20 protein-coding genes are annotated in these 20,695 nt (G+C 53.9%); 16 read left to right on the top strand and 4 right to left on the bottom strand.

What is annotated here, in order from left to right; translation table 11 throughout:
- Positions 1–79 precede the first annotated feature (79 nt).
- The 4 genes from O6D90_RS03155 to O6D90_RS03140 all read left to right on the top strand — a co-directional run bounded on the left by O6D90_RS03155 (position 80) and on the right by O6D90_RS03140 (position 5,764).
- Complete coding sequence (locus O6D90_RS03155; RefSeq protein ID WP_016157528.1) at positions 80–1,126, top strand: LacI family DNA-binding transcriptional regulator; 1,047 nt, start codon at positions 80–82, stop codon at positions 1,124–1,126.
- Positions 1,127–1,151: 25 nt separating this feature from the next.
- On the top strand, positions 1,152–2,540 hold the full coding sequence (locus O6D90_RS03150) for a phosphomannomutase CpsG (protein ID WP_271143246.1): 1,389 nt from the start codon (positions 1,152–1,154) through the stop codon (positions 2,538–2,540).
- Positions 2,537–3,604 carry an ABC transporter ATP-binding protein gene (locus O6D90_RS03145; protein ID WP_016157530.1) on the top strand — a complete coding sequence of 356 codons (1,068 nt, stop codon included), beginning with the start codon at positions 2,537–2,539 and terminating at the stop codon, positions 3,602–3,604. The genes O6D90_RS03150 and O6D90_RS03145 overlap by 4 nt, the downstream gene beginning before the upstream one ends.
- A 141-nt stretch (positions 3,605–3,745) precedes the next feature.
- A complete protein-coding gene (locus tag O6D90_RS03140; RefSeq protein ID WP_016157531.1) occupies positions 3,746–5,764 on the top strand; it encodes an FAD-dependent oxidoreductase in 2,019 nt (672 codons plus the stop codon).
- A gap of 56 nt (positions 5,765–5,820) precedes the next feature.
- On the opposite strand, the gene rlmG is transcribed toward O6D90_RS03140, so the two are convergent.
- Positions 5,821–6,957, bottom strand: a complete 1,137-nt coding sequence (gene rlmG / locus O6D90_RS03135) for a 23S rRNA (guanine(1835)-N(2))-methyltransferase RlmG (RefSeq protein ID WP_016157532.1) — start codon at positions 6,955–6,957, stop codon at positions 5,821–5,823.
- 83 nt (positions 6,958–7,040) lie between these two features.
- Here rlmG and O6D90_RS03130 point away from each other — a divergent pair, with 83 nt between their 5' ends.
- The 4 genes from O6D90_RS03130 to sstT all read left to right on the top strand — a co-directional run bounded on the left by O6D90_RS03130 (position 7,041) and on the right by sstT (position 11,339).
- Entirely contained in the window at positions 7,041–7,541 is a 501-nt protein-coding gene (locus tag O6D90_RS03130; protein ID WP_016157533.1) for a M48 family metallopeptidase, read from the top strand.
- 72 nt (positions 7,542–7,613) lie between these two features.
- Positions 7,614–8,612 carry a Gfo/Idh/MocA family protein gene (locus tag O6D90_RS03125; protein WP_016154610.1) on the top strand — a complete coding sequence of 333 codons (999 nt, stop codon included), beginning with the start codon at positions 7,614–7,616 and terminating at the stop codon, positions 8,610–8,612.
- A 271-nt stretch (positions 8,613–8,883) separates the two neighbouring features.
- Positions 8,884–9,852, top strand: coding sequence for a TerC family protein (locus tag O6D90_RS03120; RefSeq protein ID WP_016154611.1), 969 nt, complete (start codon positions 8,884–8,886; stop codon positions 9,850–9,852).
- Positions 9,853–10,094: 242 nt separating this feature from the next.
- On the top strand, positions 10,095–11,339 hold the full coding sequence (gene sstT / locus O6D90_RS03115) for a serine/threonine transporter SstT (protein ID WP_016154612.1): 1,245 nt from the start codon (positions 10,095–10,097) through the stop codon (positions 11,337–11,339).
- Positions 11,340–11,353: 14 nt separating this feature from the next.
- On the opposite strand, the gene O6D90_RS03110 is transcribed toward sstT, so the two are convergent.
- From O6D90_RS03110 to uxaC, 3 genes are all read right to left on the bottom strand, one after another.
- Positions 11,354–11,908 carry a YgjV family protein gene (locus O6D90_RS03110; RefSeq protein WP_016154613.1) on the bottom strand — a complete coding sequence of 185 codons (555 nt, stop codon included), beginning with the start codon at positions 11,906–11,908 and terminating at the stop codon, positions 11,354–11,356.
- Positions 11,909–12,114: 206 nt separating this feature from the next.
- Complete coding sequence (locus tag O6D90_RS03105) at positions 12,115–13,602, bottom strand: UxaA family hydrolase (protein WP_016157534.1); 1,488 nt, start codon at positions 13,600–13,602, stop codon at positions 12,115–12,117.
- A 15-nt stretch (positions 13,603–13,617) separates the two neighbouring features.
- Positions 13,618–15,030: a glucuronate isomerase gene (gene uxaC / locus O6D90_RS03100; RefSeq protein WP_016157535.1), complete on the bottom strand. Its 1,413-nt coding sequence runs from the start codon at positions 15,028–15,030 to the stop codon at positions 13,618–13,620.
- 472 nt (positions 15,031–15,502) lie between these two features.
- On the opposite strand from uxaC, the gene O6D90_RS03095 reads away from it, so the two are divergent.
- The 8 genes from O6D90_RS03095 to O6D90_RS03060 all read left to right on the top strand — a co-directional run bounded on the left by O6D90_RS03095 (position 15,503) and on the right by O6D90_RS03060 (position 20,665).
- Positions 15,503–16,804: an MFS transporter gene (locus tag O6D90_RS03095; protein WP_016154616.1), complete on the top strand. Its 1,302-nt coding sequence runs from the start codon at positions 15,503–15,505 to the stop codon at positions 16,802–16,804.
- Between the two features lie 134 nt (positions 16,805–16,938).
- Positions 16,939–17,715: a transcriptional regulator ExuR gene (gene exuR / locus O6D90_RS03090; RefSeq protein ID WP_016157536.1), complete on the top strand. Its 777-nt coding sequence runs from the start codon at positions 16,939–16,941 to the stop codon at positions 17,713–17,715.
- Between the two features lie 348 nt (positions 17,716–18,063).
- Positions 18,064–18,726: a DedA family general envelope maintenance protein YqjA gene (gene yqjA, locus O6D90_RS03085; protein ID WP_003024820.1), complete on the top strand. Its 663-nt coding sequence runs from the start codon at positions 18,064–18,066 to the stop codon at positions 18,724–18,726.
- Between the two features lie 18 nt (positions 18,727–18,744).
- Positions 18,745–19,113 (top strand): EnvZ/OmpR regulon moderator MzrA, encoded by a 369-nt coding sequence (mzrA, locus tag O6D90_RS03080; RefSeq protein ID WP_029139667.1) that lies wholly within the window; start codon positions 18,745–18,747, stop codon positions 19,111–19,113.
- 147 nt (positions 19,114–19,260) lie between these two features.
- Positions 19,261–19,629 carry a DUF1090 domain-containing protein gene (locus O6D90_RS03075; protein ID WP_016154619.1) on the top strand — a complete coding sequence of 123 codons (369 nt, stop codon included), beginning with the start codon at positions 19,261–19,263 and terminating at the stop codon, positions 19,627–19,629.
- A gap of 33 nt (positions 19,630–19,662) precedes the next feature.
- On the top strand, positions 19,663–19,968 hold the full coding sequence (locus O6D90_RS03070) for a DUF883 family protein (RefSeq protein ID WP_003024832.1): 306 nt from the start codon (positions 19,663–19,665) through the stop codon (positions 19,966–19,968).
- Positions 19,969–19,970: 2 nt separating this feature from the next.
- A complete protein-coding gene (locus O6D90_RS03065; RefSeq protein ID WP_016157537.1) occupies positions 19,971–20,366 on the top strand; it encodes a phage holin family protein in 396 nt (131 codons plus the stop codon).
- A complete protein-coding gene (locus O6D90_RS03060; RefSeq protein WP_003024845.1) occupies positions 20,366–20,665 on the top strand; it encodes a YqjK-like family protein in 300 nt (99 codons plus the stop codon). The genes O6D90_RS03065 and O6D90_RS03060 overlap by 1 nt, the downstream gene beginning before the upstream one ends.
- The last annotated feature ends 30 nt before the right edge of the window (positions 20,666–20,695 follow it).

The raw sequence follows: 20,695 nt of genomic DNA, 5'->3' as shown, positions 1-20,695 counted from the left end.
TTTGCATCAACGTTCAACGCAATGGACGATAGAAATAAATAATTCACGCCAATATATAAACCAAGCAAATATATTAAACATGAAAATAAACGTTAATGATAATAAAGATAAGAAACGTATTACGATAAAATCATTGGCCAAGATTATGGGTATTTCCCATACCACGGTGTCGAACGCATGGAATAATCCGGAAAAATTATCTCCGGAGCTGCGCCAGCGAATTTTGCAATATGCCAGCGAGCTTGGCTTTCAGGGACCGGACAAGCTGGCGCGCGCGCTGCGTACCGGTAAATCTGACACCATCGGCGTGATATTCAACGACTCTATGAGTTACGTGTTTATCGATCCCCACGACATTGCGCTGATGCGGGGGATCGCCGTCCAGTGTGAAGAACAAAACGTCAATCTGGTCTTGATCCCTTTGCGTAAGCGGCAACAGACGCCGCTCAACACCCTGGTTGATGGCTATATTCTCAACGCCACGCATAACAATGCAGCCATGATCCAGCACGCGCTGGCTCATGGGCGTCCGGTGGTCACGCTCGATTTTCAGTTTCCCGACCACAGCAGCGTCTCCATCGATAACGCCTGCGCCATGCGCGATATTGCCCGCTATCTGGCCGATAAAGGTCATCGACATTTCGGCATCATCGCCTTTCCGTCACAGCCCTCCGCGCAGGGAATGTGCGATCTGACCGCCCCCGTCACCGGCGACAACCTGCTGATGCTCTCCCGCGTGAATGTCTGCCGGGAGGTTTTCCAGCAGCGCGGCTTCGCCCTTGATACGTGCTGGCTGTATCAAACCCGACACGATGAAGAACACGGCGAACAGGCGGCCAAAGCGTTACTGGAAACCCATCCGGAGATCACTGCGCTTATCTGCCTTTCCGATCGCTTCGCCGTCGGCGCGATCCACTACTGCCAACGGCAGCAACTGGCGGTTCCGCAGCGGGTTGCCGTTACCGGTTTCGATAATCTCGCCGTTGAGGTGGCGGGAATACGCCTGACCACCATCGCGCAAGACGCGGAAAAGAAAGGGGAAATGGCCGTCAAATTGCTGCTCACCAGAGGACCGGTGACCCACTATGAATTGCCTTACCAGCTCATCATTCGGGAGTCAGCCTGACTCATTAATTACAGAAGAGTAGATTATGGATGAACTAACCTGTTTTAAAGCCTACGACATTCGCGGTGAGGTTGGCGTCAACCTGACGCCGGATATCGCCTTTCGCATCGGTCGCGCTTACGCCGCCTGGCGCCATCCGCGCCGGGTAGTGATCGGCGCCGACATTCGCCTTAGCTCGGAATCGTTAAAATCCGCCGTGACCGACGGGCTGATTTCCAGCGGCGTGGATGTTATCGACATTGGTCTGTCAGGCACCGAAGAGATCTATTTCGCCACCCGGGAACTGCGTGCCGACGGCGGCATTCAGATTACCGCCAGCCATAACCCGGCGCAGTACAATGGTATGAAACTGGTGCGCGAAGAGGCGCGTCCGATCAGTAACGACAACGGCCTGCTGGAGATAAAAGCGCTGGCGGAGCGCAACGACTTTGCACCGATCGTCCATCGTGGCAGCCTCATCCCTTATGATAATCGCCCCGCCTGGATTGCCTGCCTGCTGCGCTTCCTTCAGCATCCGCCGACTCGCCCGCTACGTATTGTGACCAACGCCGGACATGGCACCGTCGGGCCTGCGCTTGACGCGATCGCCGACGGGCTGGCCCGTGCGGGCGTTCAGATTGAGTTTATTCGCCTGCACCATCAGCCGGACGGTCATTTCCCGGCAGGCGTGCCGAATCCGATGCTGACGGAAAACCGCCTCATCACCCAGCAGGCGGTTATCGAAAATCAGGCTGATTTCGGCATCGCCTGGGATGGCGATTTCGATCGCTGCTTCTTCTTTGATGAGTGTGGCCGCTTTATTGAGAGCTACTACCTGGTTGGCCTGTTCGCCGAGCACTTCCTGCAACGCTCCGCAGGCAGTCATATCATTCTGGACCCGCGCCTGACGTGGAATACGCTGGACGTTGTAACTCGCTGCGGCGGAATCCCGGTCATCAGCAAAACCGGGCACGCCTTTATCAAAGCGCGGATGCGCGAAGAGGACGCGGTCTACGGCGGAGAAATGAGCGGCCACCACTACTTCCGCGATTTTGGCTATTGCGACAGCGGGATGATCCCACTGGTATTGCTGCTGCAAATTATCGGCAGCGACAGCCGTCCGCTGTCGGCGTATATCGAACACGCCCAGGTGCGCTTTCCGGTTTCCGGCGAAATCAATCTGACGGTGGCCGATCCGCCATCTGTCATGCAATCCATCGCCGCTCACTATCTGCAAGCCGGCGGCCTGCGTGACGATTGCGACGGGTTGAGCATCGACTTCGTTGACTGGCGCTTCAACTTACGCGCCTCCAACACCGAGCCGCTGCTGCGCCTGAACGTGGAAACCCGCGCGGATACGGCACTGCTGGCGCGCAAAACCGATGAAATTTTAACGCTGATTGCAGCCTGGGATTCTGACAAGGAGAGGTTATGACCGCGCTAAGCCTGAGCAATATTCATAAAGCATGGGGCAAGAACACCATCATTGAAAATCTGTCGCTGGAGATCGCCTCCGGGGAGTTCATTGTGCTGGTTGGCCCTTCCGGATGCGGGAAATCCACGCTGCTGCGGATCATCGCCGGACTGGAAATCCCCGACGGCGGTAAACTGGTGATGGGGGGAAAAGAGGTCACCAGGCTTGCGGCGGGCAAACGCAACCTGTCGATGGTGTTTCAGTCCTACGCCCTCTACCCGCATATGACCGTCAGGGAAAATCTGTCATTCGGTTTACGTAATATCAATACGCCCGCCGCCGAGATTGATAAGCGGGTCGCTCACGCCGCCAGCATGCTGAAGCTGGAAGAAATGCTGGACAGGCTGCCGCAGAATCTGTCCGGCGGGCAGCGCCAACGTGTGGCGATCGGGCGTTCTATTGTCCAGCAACCGGAACTGTTTCTGTTTGATGAGCCGCTGTCTAACCTGGATGCCGCGTTGCGGGTCGGGATGCGCCAGGAGATCCAGCAACTGCATAACACCCTGAAAAACACCATGATCTATGTAACGCACGATCAGGTGGAGGCGATGACGCTGGCCGATCGCATCGTGGTGCTTTACAAGGGAAAAATTGAGCAGGTGGGCACGCCGCTGGAGCTGTATAACACCCCGGCAAACCTGTTTGTCGCTGAGTTTATCGGCACGCCGAAAATCAATGTTCTGCCAGCGGTATGGTGTGAAGGCGCTCTGCATATCGCCGATAACCTCGTCTTCCGCCTCACCCGTCAGCCCGCAGGCGTTAGCGACGGGGACAAACTGTTTGTCGCCATCCGCCCGGAGCATATGCAGTACCAGCAGACCGGGGATTTCACATTGCAAGGTCGTACCCGGCTGTGTGAATTACAGGGCGACTCCACGCTGGTGTGGTTGGATTTGGCCGGCCACCCCGTGTGCCTGAAGTCTTTTCAACAGCTTAGCTTCATGCCGGATACACCGCTTACGCTCACCGTACAAGAGTCGCACCTGCACCTCTTTGACGGCCTGGGTAAACGACTGGCGTTCTGACCCACTTGCCCTTGCGTCCGCAGGGGCATTTTTTGAATCCCATCACAATCACGGCATTCCCCTTTTCCCTTTTACGCGGCGAAGGCTAAATTATTAACTCATCCGACCACATAACAATAATTTTACATACTGGACACCTTTATGAGCTATCCGTCGCTGTTCGCCCCGCTCGATTTAGGCTTCACCACGCTTAAAAACCGCGTGCTGATGGGTTCAATGCATACCGGGCTGGAGGAGTATCCCGACGGTGCAGAACGGCTGGCCGCGTTCTACGCCGAACGCGCCCGTCACGGCGTAGCGTTAATTGTGAGCGGAGGTATTGCGCCTGCGCTTTCCGGCGTGGGGATGGAAGGCGGCGCGATGCTGAACGACACCAGCCAACTTGCACATCATCGCGTCATTACCGACGCCGTGCATGACGAAGGCGGCAAAATCGCCCTGCAAATCCTGCATACCGGGCGTTACAGCTACCAGCCGCATCTGGTGGCACCTTCTGCCATTCAGGCGCCAATCAACCGCTTTACGCCGCATGAGCTGACGCACGATGAGGTGCTGCAGTTGATTGAAGATTTCGCCCACTGCGCTCAACTGGCGCGGGAAGCGGGCTATGATGGCGTCGAAGTGATGGGCTCGGAAGGCTATCTCATCAACGAATTCCTGACTCTGCGTACCAATCAGCGCAATGACGAATGGGGCGGCGAGTATGCCAACCGCATGCGTTTTGCCGTGGAAGTGGTGCGCGCGGTACGCCAGCGTGCCGGTAATGACTTTATTATTATCTTCCGCCTGTCGATGCTCGATCTGGTGGAAAACGGCGGAACCTTCGACGAAACCGTCCAACTGGCGCAGGCGATAGAAGCCGCAGGGGCGACCATTATTAACACCGGTATTGGCTGGCATGAGGCGCGTATTCCCACTATTGCCACCCCGGTGCCGCGCGGTGCGTTTAGTTGGGTGACACGTAAGCTGAAAGGGCATGTGACGATCCCACTGGTCACCACCAACCGCATTAACGATCCTCAAGTCGCCGATGACATTCTGGCCCGTGGCGATGCCGATATGGTGTCGATGGCCCGTCCGTTCCTCGCCGATGCCGAACTGCTGTCAAAAGCGCAAACCGGGCGAGCGGATGAGATCAATACCTGTATCGGCTGTAACCAGGCCTGCCTGGATCAGATCTTCGTCGGCAAAGTCACCTCTTGCCTGGTGAATCCGCGCGCCTGCCATGAGACCAAAATGCCGATCGTTGCCGCCACTGTGCCGAAAAATCTGGCGGTTGTCGGAGCAGGTCCTGCAGGCCTCGCCTTCGCCATAAATGCCGCCGCACGCGGTCATCACGTGACGTTGTTTGACGCGCATAGCGAGATTGGCGGGCAGTTTAATATCGCTAAGCAGATCCCCGGCAAAGAAGAATTTTATGAAACCCTGCGCTACTACCGCCGGATGATCGATGTGACTGGCGTGTCGCTGAAGCTGAATCACTTTGTCAGCGCACGCGATCTGTACCCCTTCGATGAAGTGATCCTCGCCAGCGGGATCGAGCCTCGCATGCCACCGATCGAGGGGATCGACCACCCTAAAGTACTGAGCTATCTTGACGTCCTGCGCGATAAAACGCCGGTGGGCAAACGCGTGGCGATCGTTGGCTGCGGCGGGATAGGTTTTGATACCGCCATGTATTTGAGCCAGCCCGGTGAGCCCACCAGCCAAAACATTGCGGAATTCTGCGTGGAATGGGGGATCGACACCAGCCTGCAACAGCCTGGCGGCTTACGCCTGGAAGGCCCGCACTTATCCCGCAGCCCGCGCCAGATAGTGATGTTGCAGCGCAAAGCCAGCAAACCGGGACAAGGTTTAGGGAAAACGACGGGCTGGATCCATCGCGCCACCCTGCTCTCACGCGGCGTGAAAATGATCCCGGCAGTTAGCTATCAGAAAATTGATGATGATGGCTTACACGTTGTGCTGAACGGCGAACCGGTGATCTTTAACGTGGATAACGTGGTGATTTGCGCCGGACAAGAGCCGCGCCGTGAGCTGGTCGATCCGCTCCACGCGGCGGGTAAAACGGTGCATCTGATCGGCGGCTGCGATGTGGCGATGGAGCTGGATGCCCGACGCGCTATTGCGCAAGGGACGATGCTGGCGCTGGAAATTTAACAGTATGTATTTCGTAGGCCGGATAAGGCGGTCACGCCGCCATCCGGCACACACGATTAGCGGCGGCGACCGGTTTTGACCGCTTTCAGTACCACGAATTTATTATTGGTGGCGATGGTCACGCAGTTGCCGAAAATCTTCTTCAGCTTGTGGAAGTAGTCAAGGTGACGGTTAGCCACAATGTACAGCTCACCGTTGATTTTCAGGCAGCGACGAGCGTGGTGGAACATCTCCCAGGCAATGTTATCCGTCAGCGCGTGCTTCTGGTGGAACGGTGGGTTACACAGCACGGCGTTAAAGCGGAACGGTTCGACGCCCGACAGCGCGTTGTTGATCATAAACTCACAGCGATCCAGCGCTTCAGGCATGTTACTTTCCACGTTCAAGCGGCTTGAAGCCACCGCCATCGGCGATTCATCAACAAATACCACGCTGGCTTCCGGGTTCTTCGCCAGCAGCGTCATACCGATGACGCCGTTACCACAGCCGAGGTCAACAATCTCCCCTTCGAGGTTTTCCGGCAGATGCTCGATAAAAAAGCGCGCGCCGATATCCAGTCCGGTACGGGAGAAGACGTTGGCGTGGTTATGGATAGTCCATTCGGTACCTTCCAGCTTCCAGCTTAGCGTTTGCGAGGCAGCGGCCAGCTCAGGTTTGCTGAACGTACAGTTGATTAAACGGGCTTTTTTCCACGCCAGCGTCGTGGTGGTTGGACCCAACACTTTTTCGAACAGCTCCAGCGTCGAGGTATGCACATCACGCGCTTTTGCCCCGGCGATGATACGCGTTTGCGGCGTTACCACTTCGCGCAGCGCGCGCAGTTGCTGCTCCAGCAGCGCCATGGTTTTTGGCAGCTTAATCAGCACCACGCCCGGCGCCTGCGGGTAGTCAGCCGTACTGTCGAGGAACTTGACGCTCGACTCGGCAATATCGTTATGACGCAGGTTCTCGCGTGTGGCAAGCTCGCTGAGATAGGAGTCGCCAATGCTGTACGGCGAATGTTGCGCCAGCGCACAGCCCAGCGCGCCAAAGGTATCATTCAGGATTAGCACCGGGCCGCTAATCTCGGTATCGTCCAGCTGTTGCAGCAGATATTCATCTGCCGCTTCCCACGCCAGCAGCGGGTTAACGTCATCCGTTTCCGGGAAACGTTTAAGTGACAGCGAACGGAAACCGTTGTCTATGTGGCTCATCGGCCCTCCTGAATGGTAAAATTTCGGCGTATCCCTGAAAAGGGTGCGTGAGTATACACTTTTTATGATTGGCATGGGCAAAGATGAACCAACTAACTTATCTCCAGGGCTATCCGGAGAATTTACTTTCTCAGGTGAGAACGCTGATTGCTGAACAGCGTCTGGGCGCAGTGCTGGAGAAGCGCTATCCGGGGACGCATGATTTCGCGACCGACAAAGCGCTCTGGCAATATACTCAGGATCTGAAAAATCAGTTCCTGCGTAATGCCCCGCCGCTGAATAAAGTCATGTATGACAGCAAGATACACGTTCTGAAGAATGCGCTGGGGCTGCATACCGCCGTATCTCGCGTGCAGGGCGGTAAGCTAAAAGCCAAAGCGGAGATCCGCGTTGCCACCGTGTTTCGCAATGCCCCTGAACCTTTTTTACGCATGATCGTCGTCCATGAACTGGCGCATCTGAAAGAAAAAGAGCACGACAAAGCGTTTTACCAGCTGTGCTGTCATATGGAGCCTCAGTATCATCAACTGGAGTTCGATACCCGCCTGTGGTTAACGCAACAATCGTTAAAGCAAACTGCGTAGTCGCGCACTGGCTTTGTCTTCAGGGCATGCTAAATTGACGAAAGGATCCCTTTTCGCAGCCTGAAGGCCATTATGATACGTTTCGCAGTAATTGGCACAAACTGGATCACCCGCCAGTTTGTCGATGCCGCCCATGAAACCGGCAAATATAAGTTAACCGCGGTCTATTCCCGTAGCCTTGAACAGGCGCAGACCTTCGCCAACGATTACCCCGTCGAGCATCTGTTTACCTCACTGGAAGCGATGGCGCAAAGCGAGGCGATCGACGCCGTCTACATCGCCAGTCCAAACTCCCTGCACTTCCCGCAGACCGAGCTGTTTTTGCGGCACAAAAAGCATGTTATTTGCGAAAAGCCGCTGGCCTCAAACCTGGCGCAAGCCGAAGCCGCTATCGCCTGCGCGCGCGAAAATCAGGTCGTGCTGTTTGAAGCGTTTAAGACCGCCAGCTTGCCTAACTTCCTGCTGTTGCAGCAATCTCTACCCAAAGTCGGAAGAATCAGGAAAGCGTTTATTAATTACTGCCAGTACTCCTCGCGTTATCAGCGCTATCTGGACGGTGAAAATCCGAACACGTTTAATCCGGCGTTCTCAAATGGCTCGATTATGGATATCGGTTTTTACTGCCTGGCCTCAGCGGTTGCGCTGTGGGGTGAACCGCAAAGCGTTCAGGCCAGCGCCAGTCTGCTGGAAAGCGGCGTAGATGCCCACGGCGTGGTGGTGATGAATTACGGTGATTTCAGCGTCACACTCCAGCACTCAAAAGTAAGCGACTCGGTGTTAGCCAGTGAAATTCAGGGTGAGCAGGGATCGCTGGTGATCGAGCATATCTCCGAGTGTCAGAAAGTGTGCTTCGTTCCTCGCGGGGGGAAAACCCAGGATCTGACAACGCCTCAGCACATCAATACTATGCTGTATGAGGCAGAGGCTTTTGCTCATTTGGTTGAATCCGGCGAAGTGGATCACCCCGCACTGGCCGTCAGCCGTATCACCGCCAAACTGCAAACAGAGATTCGCCGCCAGACCGGCGTGATTTTCCCGGCAGACGAAGCGGTAACATCGCTGACTGCGTAAAGGTATGTAAAACGAATGTTGCAGGCCATTGACTGAATGCATGGCCTGTAATATTTTGTAACCCGCAAAGGGGAGTAACTTCGTTGTCGGTTGATCGTCATTACGATGTGTGAAAAACCACATCCGGTCGCCGGGCGATAACAAAGGAATACGCCATCGTATTCCTTTGTTGTTGTAAGTGAGACCTTGCCGAATGGCAAGGTCTATGCATAAAAAGCAGCGGCTAACGTCATTCGGCGTTGGCCGTTTTTTTTATGCATGGGGAAATACAATGAATACTGTCGGCACACCGTTGTTATGGGGTGGCTTCGCTGTCGTGGTGGTAATTATGCTGGCCATCGACCTGCTGTTGCAGGGTCGTCGTGGCGCGCATACGATGTCGATGAAGCAGGCTGCGGCCTGGTCAATCGTTTGGGTAACGCTGTCGTTACTGTTTAACGCCGTCTTCTGGTGGTACCTGGCACAAACCCAGGGCCGCGCCGTTGCCGACCCACAGGCGCTGGCGTTCCTTACCGGCTATTTGATCGAAAAATCGCTGGCAGTAGATAACGTCTTTGTCTGGTTGATGCTGTTCAGCTACTTCTCCGTACCGCCTGCGTTGCAGCGTCGGGTACTGGTGTATGGCGTGCTGGGAGCCATTGTTCTGCGTACGATCATGATCTTCGCCGGCAGTTGGCTTATCACCCAATTTGAGTGGCTGTTGTACGTGTTCGGTGCATTCCTGCTGTTTACCGGCGTGAAGATGGCGCTGGCGAAAGAAGATGCTTCCGGTATTGGCGACAGACCGTTAGTACGCTGGCTGCGCGGTCATTTGCGCATGACCGATACCATCGAAGATGAAAAATTCTTCGTGCGTAAAAACGGCCTGCTGTTTGTTACGCCGCTGATGCTGGTGTTGATTCTGGTTGAGCTGAGCGACGTCATTTTCGCCGTCGACAGTATTCCGGCTATCTTTGCCGTCACTACCGACCCGTTCATCGTGCTGACCTCAAACCTGTTTGCTATTTTGGGTCTGCGCGCAATGTACTTCCTGCTGGCGGGCGTGGCGGAGCGTTTCTCCATGCTGAAGTACGGTTTGTCGGTCATTCTGGTGTTTATCGGTATTAAGATGCTGATCGTCGATTTCTACCATATCCCGATCGCTATCTCGTTAGGCGTGGTATTTGGCATTCTGTTTGTGACGCTGATTGTGAACGCCTGGGTCAACCACCAGCACGATAAAAAGCAGCAAATACAGTAAGTTTCATCTGCTAGCTGAAAAGCCCGACAGCACACTGCGTGCGTCGGGCTTTTTGTTTATCATGTCAAAATAATGTTAACTCAAAGTTATAAAATATGATCTCAACGCGAAATCCAGGATATTTCGCTTCCAGAACCCTGTTCTTTCCTTATACTCAGCCATGCAAACATTTGCCTCATCCTGAAAGATGCGTCTACAGAACGCACAAAGGCAGGGCAACAACACAATGAAAGGATTACTACATGACTACGCAACGTTCATCGGGGCTATTCTCGCGCCTGGCGCAAGGGAGCCTGGTTAAACAAATTTTGATCGGTTTGGTTCTGGGGATTTTACTGGCACTGGTGTCAAAACCTGCGGCAGAAGCCGTTGGTTTACTGGGTACTCTGTTCGTCGGCGCGTTAAAAGCCGTCGCACCAATTCTGGTTCTGATGCTGGTAATGGCTTCTATCGCCAACCACCAGCACGGGCAAAAAACCAATATCCGCCCAATCCTGTTCCTCTACCTGCTCGGAACATTTTCCGCAGCGTTAGCGGCCGTTGTCTTCAGCTTCGCCTTCCCATCGACACTGCATCTTTCCAGCAGCGCCAGCGATATCGTACCGCCGTCCGGCATTATTGAAGTGATGCGTGGCCTGCTAATGAGCATGGTTTCTAACCCAATTGATGCACTGCTTAACGCCAACTACATCGGCATCCTGGTTTGGGCCGTCGGTCTGGGCTTTGCGCTGCGTCACGGTAATGAAACGACCAAAAATCTGGTCAACGATATGTCCAACGCTGTTACCTTTATGGTGAAGCTGGTGATTCGTTTCGCGCCGATCGGTATCTTCGGCCTGGTCTCCTCCACGCTGGCAACCACTGGTTTCGCCACGCTTTGGGGCTACGCACATCTGCTGACCGTGCTGGTAGGCTGTATGCTGCTGGTAGCGTTAGTGGTCAACCCGCTGCTGGTATTCTGGAAAATTCGCCGCAACCCATATCCGTTAGTGCTGGCCTGTCTGCGTGAAAGCGGCGTGTACGCCTTCTTTACCCGCAGCTCCGCGGCAAACATTCCGGTGAATATGGCGCTGTGTGAGAAGCTGAACCTGGATCGTGATACCTATTCAGTGTCTATCCCGCTGGGAGCCACCATCAATATGGCAGGCGCGGCTATCACCATCACCGTGTTGACGCTGGCGGCGGTCAATACGTTGGGTATTCCGGTCGATTTACCGACGGCGCTGTTACTGAGCGTGGTGGCGTCGCTGTGCGCCTGCGGCGCATCTGGCGTGGCGGGGGGTTCTCTGCTGCTGATCCCACTGGCATGTAATATGTTCGGTATCCCGAATGACATCGCCATGCAGGTCGTTGCCGTTGGCTTTATCATCGGCGTATTGCAGGATTCCTGTGAAACGGCGCTGAACTCTTCTACAGACGTCCTGTTTACCGCTGCGGCCTGCCAGGCTGAAGACGAACGTCTGGCAAATAACGCCCTGCGCGGCTAATCTCTGCCCCTCCGTCACCGGACGGAGGGGTTCTCTTCTTGTACGCTTTTTTCAATTTTGAATGGATCAATTCCGCGTTTTTGCATCCGCCGGAAGCGAATAATGTTCAGGCCGTTCATCACCAGAAAACTACCTTCGATCATCGTCCCACCAATCGATCCCAACCAGAAATTATGGATAACCCAACAGGCGGTTGCGCACCACATTACGCAGCGCACGGTCAGCCCCTGGCAGCGAAACAGCGCCCAGGTGCTGGCCAGCGTGCCAATAATCGGCAACAGCTCCATCGCATGCTGTAATTTCGCCAGCCCGAGAACCAGGGTGAGGATAATAAAAACGGTCATTACCCATAGTTTGCGGGTATGCATCGAGACGAGTGTGCGGATGGTGTTTAGCTCTGCACTCATTCCCGCAGGCCAGGCGCCCATCAGAAAAAAATGCACGCCAATGGTGGCGCTGTAGACGGCAAGTTGCAGCCGGAAACGGCGCTCATCTCGATTGAAAAAGGTGGTAATGCCGATCAAAAAGGCGATGACACCTACGCCCTGGGCCAGCCAATACGCGGTCATGGGAGATCCTTGTGAGGAAACGCAAAAACAAACGGCGCTCCATATTATGAAACGCCGTTTTTAAAATCCACTCCATTTCGATTACCCAATAGATTTCGTGCTACCGCAAGGCGGTAAGTTCAGACATCCCCGGGAGCTTACTGGAGTAAGTGACCGGGGTGAATGGACGCAGCCAACGCGGCTGTCACGCGAAAGATGAAGGGTAATTACAATGTTACGCCGCTTTTGAAAATAGCCAGTTCCCGGAAATCGTTGCGCTCGTTGCAGGTTTGCTTGCCATTGGCGAACTCAACGATCGTATCGACAAACTCGCTCAGCAGCTGAGGCATCGCTTTACCGTGGATCAGCTGTCCGGCGTCAAAATCGATCCAGTGTTTTTTCTTGGCCGCCAACTCGCTGTTGGTCGCAATTTTCACCGTCGGCACAAAACCGCCGTACGGCGTACCGCGGCCGGTGCTGAACAGCACCATATGACAGCCCGCGCCCGCGAGGGCACTGGTAGCAACCGCATCGTTACCCGGCGCGCTCAGTAAGTTCAGGCCGTGTGTCTTCAGGCGTTCGCCGTAGCGCAGTACGTCCACCACCTGGCTGGAGCCCGCTTTTTGCGTGCAGCCCAGAGATTTATCTTCCAGCGTGGTGATCCCGCCCGCTTTGTTGCCCGGCGATGGATTCTCGTAAATCGGCTGGTCGTGAGCAATGAAGTACTGCTTAAAGTCATTGACCATGGTCACCAGCTTGCCGAAGGTTTCTTCGTCACGGCAGTGGTCCATCAGCAGCTGCTCGGCACCGAACATTTCCGGTACTTCAGTCAGCACGGTGGTGCCGCCGTTGGCAATCACGTAGTCGGAAAAACGCCCCAGCATCGGGTTGGCGGTAATACCGGACAGGCCGTCAGAGCCGCCGCATTCCAGACCAAACTTCAGCTCGCCCAGCTTACCCGGCTCACGCTTATCGTTACGCATCACGTTGTACAACTGATGGAGATGTTCAATCCCCGCTTCCACTTCGTCTTCCTGATGTTGGCAGACCATAAAGTGAACACGCTCAGGATCGTACTCGCCTAAAGTTTCGCGGAAGGCATCAACCTGGTTGTTTTCACAGCCCAGGCCGACCACCAGCACCGCACCCGCATTCGGGTGGCGCACCATATTTTGCAGCATGGTACGGGTGTTGATGTGGTCGTCACCCAGTTGCGAACAGCCGTAGGTGTGACTGAAAAGATGCACGCCGTCGATACCCTCGGCGTCGTTGGTCTCTTTCAGAAAGCGGTTCTGCATCTGACGCGCCATAGCGTTGACGCAGCCGACCGTCGGCAGGATCCACAGTTCGTTGCGCACGCCGACCTCGCCGTTGGCGCGACGGTAGATCTGTACATCGCGATCGGCGGGTTGAACAAGCTCTGCCTGAAAATCAGGGTGGTAGCTATACGTGTCCAGGTCGCTCAGATTCGTGCGCGTGTTGTGAGCATGAATATGCTCACCCGCCGCCACGTCCACCAATGTATGACCGATTGGCAAACCGTATTTAATGACGTTTTCGCCTTGCGCAATATCGCATAAAGCGAATTTATGGCCACGAGAAACCGCTTGGCGCAGGATTACCGCTTGCCCATCAACGGTGACTTCGGTTCCTTCAGCCAAATCAGCGAGCGCTACCGCGACGTTATCCAGCGTATGGATCTTGATGTATTGCATACCTTCACCCAGGCCTTAGTTCAGTTCAATGGCGAAATAATCACGCGCATTGTTGAAGCAAATATTTCTGACCATTTCACCCAACAGCTGGATATCTGCCGGCGCTTCACCTGCAGCAACCCAACGGCCAATCATCTGGCACAGGATGCGACGGAAGTATTCATGGCGCGTGTATGACAGGAAGCTACGGCTATCGGTCAGCATGCCGACGAAACGGCTCAGCAGACCGAGCTGGGCCAGTTGCGTCATCTGACGTTCCATACCGTCTTTCTGATCGTTGAACCACCAGCCGGAACCGAACTGCATCTTGCCCGGCATACCTTCGCCCTGGAAGTTGCCGATCATGGTGCCCAGCACTTCGTTATCGCGCGGGTTCAGGCAGTAGAGAATGGTTTTCGGCAGCAGGTTCTGTTCGTTCTGCTTGCTCAGCAGTTTGGACAGCTCTTCGGCCATCGGGCGATCGTTGATGGAGTCGAAGCCGACATCCGCACCCAACAGTTTGAACTGACGCAGGTTGTTATTACGCAGCGCGCCGATATGGTACTGCTGTACCCATTCACGACGCGCGTATTCCGCACCGAGGAACACCAGCACCGCGGTTTTAAACTGGGCAACTTCATGCTCGCTCAGCGTTTCACCCGCCAGGCGGCGTGCCAGAATGCTATCCAGTTCAGATTCGTTAGATTCAGCAAACAGCACCACGTCCAGCGCGTGGTCAGAGACTTTACAGCCGTGAGCCGCAAAGTGATCCAGACGTTTGGTCAGCGCAGCTTGCAGGTCGCTGAAGCGGCGGATATCCGTGTCAGACACCTCACCGAGCTTCGCCATATAGTCGTTAAAGGTCGCCTGCTCAATGTTAAAGGCTTTATCCGGACGCCAGCTCGGCAGCACTTTCACATCAAAGCTTGCGTCTTTAGCAACGGCCGCGTGATGCTCCAGAGAGTCGATCGGGTCATCGGTGGTACCGACCATTTTCACGTTCATCTGCTGCATGATGCCGCGCGCGGAGAATTTGTCCTGCGCCAGCAGTTCATTGCACTGGTTCCAGATTTCGTCAGCCGTTGCCGGAGACAGCAGCTTACCTGTAATACCAAACGGGCGACGTAATTCGAGGTGGGTCCAATGGTACAACGGGTTACCGATTGTGTGCGGAACCGTGGCGGCCCAGGCGTCAAACTTCTCGCGATCGGAGGCATCGCCGGTACACAGGCGCTCAGCGACGCCGTTAGTACGCATCGCACGCCATTTGTAGTGGTCACCCTTCAGCCAGATGTCATACAGGTTATTAAAACGGTAGTTTTCCGCGATTTGTTGCGGTGGCAAATGGCAGTGGTAGTCGAAGATTGGCTGGTCTTTGGCGTAATCATGATACAGACGGCGGGCAAATTCGGTGTCCAACAGGAAATCTTCAGTCATAAACGGGGTCATTATCGTCTTCCTCTCAGCGAGTGCGTCAGATTGCTTATGTTTTGATGTTGACAAAGTTATCACACCAATTTCCATACACTGAAGATATTTTCGTGAGTTAGATCAACAAATGGCGACAAAAAAATTACTCTCAAAGAGGTAAACCGCGCGCCAAGCCGCACCAGCACTGGCTTTGCTGAATCGAAATAATGACCACACGAAGATTCACACTTTTGTGATGGCACTCACCTTTTAAAGCTGTATGACAAGTTATCTTTTTGCCGTCGCGATACATAAGCCGACGGAATGCAAATTACCGATGTATCACCATCGGATTAACCGGTACGGAAACCGAATTAGCACAAATATTGACATGGCAGAGTTCGGGGAGTACCGGCTTTTTTTCGGTTACCCCCTCGTAAAAGAACATCCTCCTCCCTGAACTGGAAGATGACCGCTCGTTCGCGGACATAACAAAACGATGAGGTTTTACATGCGTAAAATTAAAGGGTTACGTTGGTACATGATCGCACTGGTGACGCTTGGCACCGTGCTGGGTTACCTGACACGTAACACTGTGGCGGCAGCTGCGCCAACTCTGATGGAAGAGTTACACATCTCCACCCAACAGTATTCCTATATCATCGCAGCGTATTCTGCTGCTTACACCGTAATGCAACCCGTTGCCGGCTATGTGCTCGATGTGCTCGGCACAAAAATTGGTTACGCGATGTTCGCCGTTCTGTGGGCCGTCTTCTGTGGCGCGACCGCACTGGCTGGCAGCTGGGGTGGACTGGCGCTGGCGCGAGGCGCAGTCGGTGCCGCTGAAGCTGCGATGATCCCTGCGGGTCTGAAAGCCAGTTCTGAATGGTTCCCGGCAAAAGAACGTTCAATCGCCGTGGGTTACTTTAACGTCGGTTCCTCTATCGGCGCGATGATTGCTCCGCCGCTGGTCGTCTGGGCTATCGTCATGCACAGCTGGCAGATGGCCTTCATTATTTCTGGTGCCCTGAGCTTCATTTGGGCCATGTGCTGGTTGGTATTTTACAAACACCCACGCGACCAGAAAAAACTGTCTGATGAAGAACGTGATTACATTCTGAATGGTCAGGAATCACAGCATAAAAACAGCACCGCCAAGAAAATGTCTCTCGGTCAGATCCTGCGTAACCGCCAGTTCTGGGGCATCGCGCTGCCGCGTTTCCTGGCAGAGCCGGCCTGGGGCACCTTCAACGCCTGGATCCCGCTGTTCATGTTTAAAGTCTACGGCTTTAACCTGAAAGAGATTGCGATGTTTGCCTGGATGCCGATGCTGTTTGCTGACCTGGGCTGTATCGTAGGGGGTTACTTACCGCCGCTGTTCCAGCGCTGGTTCGGCGTTAACCTGATCGTTTCCCGTAAAATGGTCGTCACCATGGGCGCATTGCTGATGATTGGCCCAGGGATGATCGGTCTGTTCACCAGCCCGTACATTGCTATCGCCCTGCTGTGCGTCGGCGGCTTTGCTCACCAGGCGCTGTCCGGTGCGCTGATCACGCTCTCTTCTGACGTATTTGGTCGTAATGAAGTGGCAACCGCGAACGGTCTGACCGGTATGTCCGCATGGCTTGCAAGTACGCTGTTTGCGCTGGTCGTTGGCGCGCTGGCTGACACCATCGGCTTCAGCCCGCTGTTCGCCGTACTGGCGGTATTCGACCTGCTCGGCGCGTTAGTCATCTGGACGGTATTGCAGAACAAATCGGCCAGCGAGGTAGAGTCAGCTTCGCAAACTGGCGATCCCGCTGCGCAAAGTTAACCAGACACGATTTAACAAGGTTATGTAATGCTAAGCCGCCAGTCATCTGGCGGCTTTTTTATCGCCGCGAGTGGAGCCGTAATCGCAAAAGTGGTATAACAAATAGAGTCTGCCGTATCATGCCTGGAGCGCATATGGAAATCACCGAACCACGACGTTTGTACCAACAACTTGCCGCTGATCTGAAAGAACGCATTGAGCAGGGTGTCTACCTGGTGGGTGACAAACTCCCCGCCGAGCGCTTTATCGCCGATGAAAAAAATGTCAGCCGCACCGTGGTTCGTGAAGCGATTATCATGCTCGAGGTTGAGGGCTACGTTGAAGTGCGTAAAGGATCGGGGATCCACGTCATTTCAAACCAACCCAAACACTATGTCGCGCCAGATGAAAGTCTGGAGTTCGCCAGCTACGGTCCGTTTGAGCTGCTCCAGGCTCGCCAGCTCATAGAAAGCAATATTGCTGAGTTTGCCGCCACCCAGGTGACCAAACAGGACATCATGAAACTGATGGAAATTCAGGAGAAGTCGCGTAACGAAAAAAGCTTTCGTGACTCCGAGTGGGATCTCCTGTTCCATGTGCAGGTCGCGCTGGCAACACAGAACTCTGCCCTGGCCGCGATTGTTGAAAAAATGTGGACTCAGCGTATTCACAACCCCTACTGGAAGAAGCTGCACGACCACATCGACCTGCGTACGGTAGATAACTGGTGCGACGACCATGACCAGATCCTGCGGGCGCTGATTCGCAAAGATCCACACGCCGCCAAACTGGCGATGTGGCAGCATCTTGAGAACACAAAGCAGATGCTGTTTAACGAAACCAGCGATGATTTTGAATTCAACGCAGACCGTTATCTTTTTACCGATAATCCCGTCATTCATCTCGATACGGCAGCTAACGGCGCAAAATAAACAATCTTAACGATGCAGGCGCGACAAAGCGCCTGTTTCTGACGCTTGGTAAGCATTAGGTATAAAGTGTCAGCCTGTGTAAATCCTCTCGCCTCCCTCCATTGCGATAAGCAAAATCACAGGACAACACCCGTAATTTCTATAACGGACTACGTTGACCTTTGTTACAATTAGTTGTTATTTGAATTTTTGTGTTTGAGAGCTTGCTTACTTCACAACTTTACAGGGAATAGTTCAGGCCGTGAATTTGTGTCAGACCGCGATCCATGTAAAAAACACCAATAAAATTGCGGCGTTACAAACTCCAGAATACCGGCATGACGACAACCGATTCTCCAGGAATATTGAATGGAACTACTGACTCAATTATTGAATGCTTTATGGGCTCAGGATTTTGAAACGCTGGCCAATCCCTCCATGATTGGCATGCTCTATTTCGTACTGTTTACCATTTTGTTTCTGGAAAACGGACTGCTGCCAGCAGCCTTTTTACCTGGCGACAGTCTACTGGTACTGGTCGGCGTACTTATCGCTAAAGGCGCGATGGGTTTTCCGCAAACGGTACTGCTGCTCACCACCGCGGCCAGCCTGGGTTGCTGGCTCAGTTATATCCAGGGGAGATGGCTGGGAAATACCCGCACCGTTCAAAACTGGCTATCTCATCTACCCGCCCACTACCATCAGCGCGCACATCATCTGTTCCATAAGCATGGCTTGTCTGCCCTGTTGGTCGGTCGCTTTATCGCGTTTGTCAGAACATTACTGCCGACCATCGCAGGATTGTCCGGTCTGAACAATGCGCGCTTTCAGTTCTTTAACTGGATGAGCGGACTGCTTTGGGTTCTGATTCTCACAACGCTTGGCTATCTGCTGGGCAAAACGCCAGTGTTTCTCAAATATGAAGATCAGCTGATGTCTTGTCTGATGCTGCTTCCCGTGGTGTTACTGGTGTTTGGTCTGGCAGGTTCACTGGTTGTGCTTTGGAAAAAGAAATACGGGAACCGAGGGTAAATTATGCTGAAATCATGCATAACACTCCGACGACTGGCCTGGACGACTACTTTTATGCTGTTTATCGGCGCGCTGCTCCTGACCTGGTCGGTCATCCGCCAGCAGGAGTCAACGCTTGCCATTCGTGCTGTAAACCAGGGAGCCACCATGCCTGATGGCTTCTCTATCTGGCATCACCTGGACGCCAACGGCATTCGCTTTAAAAGCATTACTCCGCAAAATGACGCGCTGCTGATCACCTTTGATTCCAGCGCGCAAAGCGCAGCCGCAAAGGTCGTGCTGGACCGAACGTTACCGCACGGTTTCGTTATTGCTCAGCAGGATGATGATAATCAGGCGGTACAGTGGTTATCCCGCTTACGTGATACCCCGCACCGTTTTGGTTAATCTCCAGGAATCTGAATTAGATCACTCACTTTGGTGATTTCATCATTTAGCGCCTATGATTAATAAACTGGGTTTATGACCCATTGCTTTATTATTCTGGAGCATCGGCCAAAGCCACAAGGTCGAATCACAATGGAAGGTTCAAGAATGAAATACCGCATCGCTTTAGCAATTAGTCTTTTCGCTCTCAGTGCCGGCAGTTACGCCTCCACCCTCTGTCAGGAAAAAGAACAGGATATTCAGCGGGAGATAAGCTATGCCGAAAAGCACAACAATCAAAACCGCATCAATGGTCTGAACAAAGCGCTGAGCGAAGTTCGGGCAAATTGTACTGACAGCAAACTGCGCGCCGACCATCAGAAAAAAATCGCCGAGCAGAAAAATGAGATAGCCGAGCGTCAACGTGATTTGGCCGAGGCGAAGCAAAAAGGCGATGCGGATAAGATAGCCAAGCGCGAACATAAGCTTGCTGAAGCTCAGCAAGAGCTGAAAGAACTCGAGACACGCGATTACTAAGTACGGTAACTAGCCACTCAACTGGAGAAAACTATGTCGAAAGATAATGCTACGGAAAACCTGCGCGCTGAGCTGAAATCTCTTGCGGATACGCTTGAAGAAGTACTTAGCTCCTCTGGCGATAAGTCGAAGGAAGAGATGAGTAAAATTCGCAGCAAAGCCGAACATGCGTTACGCGAGAGCCGCCATCGTCTGAGCGAAACCAGCGATGTGATTGCCAAACAGACCCGTGAGGCCGCGGCAAAAGCCGATAACTACGTACGCGAAAACCCATGGACAGGCGTCGGCATTGGCGCAGCAGTCGGTGTGGTGCTTGGTGTACTGCTGTCGCGCCGTTAATAATGGCAGACTCTCAACACGCACAAGGTCCAGGCAAAGGCGTACTGGGTATTGGACAGCGGATCCTGACGATTCTCGTTGAGATCGTAGAGACGCGGCTGCGGCTGGCCGTCGTTGAGCTGGAAGAGGAAAAAGCCAATCTCATCCAGATCCTGCTGATGCTTGGGCTGACCATGCTGTTCGCGGCGTTTGGTCTGATGAGTCTGATGGTGCTTATCATCTGGGCCATAGACCCGCAGTATCGCCTGAACGCCATGATTGCCACCACCGTTGTGCTGTTGCTTTTAGCGCTTATCGGCGGGCTATGGACGCTGAGTAAAGCGCGTAAAACAACGCTGCTACGCCATACGCGCAATGAACTCGCTAACGACAGGCAGGCCCTGGAGGATGATGCATAATGAGCAGTAAAGTCGAACGTCAACAACGTAAGGCGCAACTGCTTGGACAGATCCAGCAGCAAAGGCTGGATCTGTCTGCCACTCGCCGCGACTGGCTGGAAGCCACCGAAGTCTACGATCGTGGCTGGAAGACGCTGCTGAACCTGCGTGGCTGGGTGTTGGTCGGAAGCAGTATTATGGCGGTTCGCACCATTCGTAACCCGAATCTGCTGGTACGCTGGGCTAAACGCGGCTTCAGCGTGTGGAGCATCTGGCGTCTGGTTAAATCGACCATCAGACAACAGCAACTGCGCGGCTAATCACCTCTCCTTCCCCTAACCTCAAATTTT

The organism is Citrobacter sp. 21OH12SH02A-Citro, from assembly GCF_027919895.1.
Lineage (GTDB): Bacteria > Pseudomonadota > Gammaproteobacteria > Enterobacterales > Enterobacteriaceae > Citrobacter > Citrobacter braakii.
Note: the sequence above shows the minus strand (reverse complement) of the source record. Positions and strands in the feature narration are given on the sequence as shown.

What these genes read in the sequence shown, in the direction of transcription:
- O6D90_RS03155 (WP_016157528.1), top strand. Translation starts at nt 80, where the DNA reads ATGAAAATAAACGTTAATGATAATAAAGATAAGAAACGTATTACGATA.
- O6D90_RS03150 (WP_271143246.1), top strand. Translation starts at nt 1,152, where the DNA reads ATGGATGAACTAACCTGTTTTAAAGCCTACGACATTCGCGGTGAGGTT.
- O6D90_RS03145 (WP_016157530.1), top strand. Translation starts at nt 2,537, where the DNA reads ATGACCGCGCTAAGCCTGAGCAATATTCATAAAGCATGGGGCAAGAAC.
- O6D90_RS03140 (WP_016157531.1), top strand. Translation starts at nt 3,746, where the DNA reads ATGAGCTATCCGTCGCTGTTCGCCCCGCTCGATTTAGGCTTCACCACG.
- rlmG (WP_016157532.1), bottom strand. Translation starts at nt 6,957, where the DNA reads ATGAGCCACATAGACAACGGTTTCCGTTCGCTGTCACTTAAACGTTTC.
- O6D90_RS03130 (WP_016157533.1), top strand. Translation starts at nt 7,041, where the DNA reads ATGAACCAACTAACTTATCTCCAGGGCTATCCGGAGAATTTACTTTCT.
- O6D90_RS03125 (WP_016154610.1), top strand. Translation starts at nt 7,614, where the DNA reads ATGATACGTTTCGCAGTAATTGGCACAAACTGGATCACCCGCCAGTTT.
- O6D90_RS03120 (WP_016154611.1), top strand. Translation starts at nt 8,884, where the DNA reads ATGAATACTGTCGGCACACCGTTGTTATGGGGTGGCTTCGCTGTCGTG.
- sstT (WP_016154612.1), top strand. Translation starts at nt 10,095, where the DNA reads ATGACTACGCAACGTTCATCGGGGCTATTCTCGCGCCTGGCGCAAGGG.
- O6D90_RS03110 (WP_016154613.1), bottom strand. Translation starts at nt 11,908, where the DNA reads ATGACCGCGTATTGGCTGGCCCAGGGCGTAGGTGTCATCGCCTTTTTG.
- O6D90_RS03105 (WP_016157534.1), bottom strand. Translation starts at nt 13,602, where the DNA reads ATGCAATACATCAAGATCCATACGCTGGATAACGTCGCGGTAGCGCTC.
- uxaC (WP_016157535.1), bottom strand. Translation starts at nt 15,030, where the DNA reads ATGACCCCGTTTATGACTGAAGATTTCCTGTTGGACACCGAATTTGCC.
- O6D90_RS03095 (WP_016154616.1), top strand. Translation starts at nt 15,503, where the DNA reads ATGCGTAAAATTAAAGGGTTACGTTGGTACATGATCGCACTGGTGACG.
- exuR (WP_016157536.1), top strand. Translation starts at nt 16,939, where the DNA reads ATGGAAATCACCGAACCACGACGTTTGTACCAACAACTTGCCGCTGAT.
- yqjA (WP_003024820.1), top strand. Translation starts at nt 18,064, where the DNA reads ATGGAACTACTGACTCAATTATTGAATGCTTTATGGGCTCAGGATTTT.
- O6D90_RS03075 (WP_016154619.1), top strand. Translation starts at nt 19,261, where the DNA reads ATGAAATACCGCATCGCTTTAGCAATTAGTCTTTTCGCTCTCAGTGCC.
- O6D90_RS03070 (WP_003024832.1), top strand. Translation starts at nt 19,663, where the DNA reads ATGTCGAAAGATAATGCTACGGAAAACCTGCGCGCTGAGCTGAAATCT.
- O6D90_RS03065 (WP_016157537.1), top strand. Translation starts at nt 19,971, where the DNA reads ATGGCAGACTCTCAACACGCACAAGGTCCAGGCAAAGGCGTACTGGGT.
- O6D90_RS03060 (WP_003024845.1), top strand. Translation starts at nt 20,366, where the DNA reads ATGAGCAGTAAAGTCGAACGTCAACAACGTAAGGCGCAACTGCTTGGA.